We start from the raw sequence: 2,937 nt of genomic DNA, 5'->3' as shown, positions 1-2,937 counted from the left end.
GATCCGCGCGCCTTCCTGCGTTCAGCCCTGCAAAGCGCAAAGGCGGGGCGAATCGTCTCTGGCGGTTCAACCCTGACGATGCAGGTCGCCAGATTGCTGGATGAGCAGCCGACCAAAAGCCTGAGGCGCAAATATGAGCAGGTTCTGAAAGCGGTTCAGCTCGAAAAAACGTTCTCCAAGGAAGACATTCTCAGGATCTATGCGCTGCGCGCTCCTTTCGGCGGCAACGTGGAGGGCGTGCGGGCGGCGAGTCTGTCCTGGTTCGGCAAGGAACCGGTACGGCTGACACCGGCGGAAGCCGCCTTGCTAGTCGCGCTTCCCCAGAGCCCGGAAGCGCGACGGCCGGACCGGTTTCCCGAAACGGCCCGCATGGCCCGCAACCGGGTGCTGAAGCGCGCAGCGGAAGCAGGTGTGCTGACCGGGGAAGAGGCACGGTCAGCGGCTGCCGAACCCATACGCGTCAAACGGCACGCCATGCCCATCGTCGCGCCACATGAGAGCCGACATGCCCGTCTGGCAGCTCCTGAAAGCAAAGTGCTGCGGCTGACGCTGGACCGGGACCTTCAATCCGCCCTTGAAACCCTGGCGCGGCGCAAGATTGCAGCCCGCGCCCGTCCCGTCTCCATGGCGATCGTGGTTGCCGACCACCAAAGCGGGGAGATCCTGGCAAGCATCGGCGCACCGGACCTTCTCGATACCAGCCGGCTGGGTCATGTCGACATGACCCGGGCCGTCCGCTCGCCCGGATCGACGCTCAAGCCGTTCATCTATGGCTTGGCCTTCGAGGAGGGGATAGGTCTTCCGGAAAGCTTCATCGATGACCGGCCGACGAACATCGGCGGTTATCAGCCGACGAATTTCGATCAGGCCTATCAGGGAACCGTCACGTTGCGCGAGGCGCTCCAGCTGTCGCTGAACACGCCCGCTGTTCAATTGCTCGAAGCCGTCGGTCCCGCAAGGCTGCTGGCCCGGCTGAAAAGGGCAGGGGTGCGGCCCGAGCTGGAAAAGGACGCGGCACCGGGGCTGGCGATCGCTCTTGGCGGACTGGGGCTCACACTGCGGGACCTGACGCAGCTTTATGCCGGTCTCGCGCGCGGGGGAGAGCCGCTCGCCCTTTTCGTCTGCCGGTCCGGTTGCAAACCCGATTCGGATGGAGTGCTTGCCTCCAGTGTGCTTTCCGAAAAGGCGGCCTGGCTGGTTGGCGATATTCTGGCGGGGCTTCCGCAGGCGCAAAGCGCGGACACCTCTCGCATCGCCTATAAGACGGGCACGGCCTACGGCTATCGCGATGCCTGGGCCATCGGTTTCGACGGCCGCCATGTTGCCGCTGTCTGGCTGGGACGGCCGGACGGGACCCCGGTTCCGGGAGAAACCGGCGCAAGCGCCGCCGTTCCGATCCTGTTCGAGGTCTTTCAGAAGATCGGGCCGAAGAGGGCGCCTTTGCCGGACGCACCTTCGGACGTGATGTTGACCATGAATCGGGATCTTCCGGCACCGTTGAGATATGCGCGTCTGCCAGGGCGCGGTCCCATTGCAGGAAACGGCGACTCACTCCGAATAGCTTACCCTCCTGACGGAGCCGAACTGGATCTGGGGCTGACCTCGGAAGCACCGGGCGCGAAGACCCTGCCGCTTGTGGTCAAGTTGAAAGGCGGGGTTGCCCCTTATTCCGTGCTCGTCAATGGCATCCCCATCCCGGAGAAGTTGCGTCGCCGCCAGCTATTCTGGCAACCGGACGGCCCCGGCTTTGCGAATGTCACGATTCTCGATGCCCGTGGAGAACGGGCCGGGACGACAGTCTATCTCCAATGAAGCCGATCGGCGAGTTGGCCGAACCCCGATTCATTTTCGCTCTCGACATTGCGAATCCCGCCAGTCAGGAACCCTCTGCAAGATCCGTTTTGTGGATTGGGACGATTTGCCGATGTTGATAGTCGGAGTTTGCTGCACTTTCACGAATCCAATCAGATTCCGTAGCGTAAGATATTGATTGGATTTGAAAATCAGGTAAGACAAGAAATAGCGCAGAAATAAGAAATGAATTTCAATTCGAATACGAGTAGGAAACTTAAATAAAACATCAAACACCGCTCGTGGTGCGGAAATTATCTTTTCAGTAAATAATTTAATCATTAAATTTTGTTTGGTAAATTAAGATTATTATATAAAACTAACGAAGCGTAATATAAATTTAGAAGCAAAAATAAACATTTTAAACCCGATTAGATTCCCTAGGGGAAGTAAAAAAATCTTGAAAAACAGTATGTTGCAGAAACAGCACACCGGAGACCGTCTGTGAACGCGTTGCCGGTTTTGGGGTTGCTGACCGGACTCAAGTTTGGTTCTTACGGTTTTGCGAAGGCGAGTAATCGCCAGTAAAAATGATTTGGGCGAAATTGATCCGGATCGTTTTTCAAGGAAATCGCGGGGACGGAACCCGCCGGACCAGACGGTCCGATCCGGTTCCAATTGAAATTGACTTTGGAGGTCAGAATGAAACTCAAGAGCTTGATGCTCGCTGCTGCTTCCGCAGCTGCTGCTACCACCGCCCAGGCTGCCGATCTTCCGGTTGCTCCGGAGCCGGTTGACTACGTTCGCGTCTGCGACGCTTACGGCTCGAAATTCTACTACATCCCGGGCACCGAAACCTGCCTGCGCGTTGGCGGCCGTGTTCGTACCCAGTTCGTCGTGAACAACGTTCTGGAAGACGGCAACTGGGGCAGCCGTGATTCCGACGGTTACTCCTGGCTGTCTCGCGGTTACCTGTACCTCGACGCCCGCACCGCTACCGAGTTCGGCACCCTGCGCGCCTACACCTCGATCTACGCAACCAACGTTAACGGTGGTGGTTCCGTCACCCTCGACAACGCCTACATCCAGTGGGGCGGTCTGACGGCTGGTTACACCGGTTCTAACTTCAACATCTACACCGGTCAG

The 2,937-nt window shown here is 58.4% G+C and carries 2 protein-coding genes; both read left to right on the top strand.

Annotated features, from left to right (window positions below; translation table 11 throughout):
• On the top strand, positions 1-1,812 hold a 1,812-nt coding region (gene pbpC / locus ACQY7U_RS04085), incomplete at its 5' end, for a penicillin-binding protein 1C (RefSeq protein ID WP_428642258.1).
• Between the two features lie 681 nt (positions 1,813-2,493).
• On the top strand, positions 2,494-2,937 hold a 444-nt coding region (locus ACQY7U_RS04080; RefSeq protein ID WP_428642256.1), incomplete at its 3' end, for a porin.

The sequence above is a fragment of the Roseibium sp. genome (assembly GCF_050301095.1).
Lineage (GTDB): Bacteria > Pseudomonadota > Alphaproteobacteria > Rhizobiales > Stappiaceae > Roseibium.
This window is presented reverse-complemented; position numbering and strand designations above follow the sequence as displayed.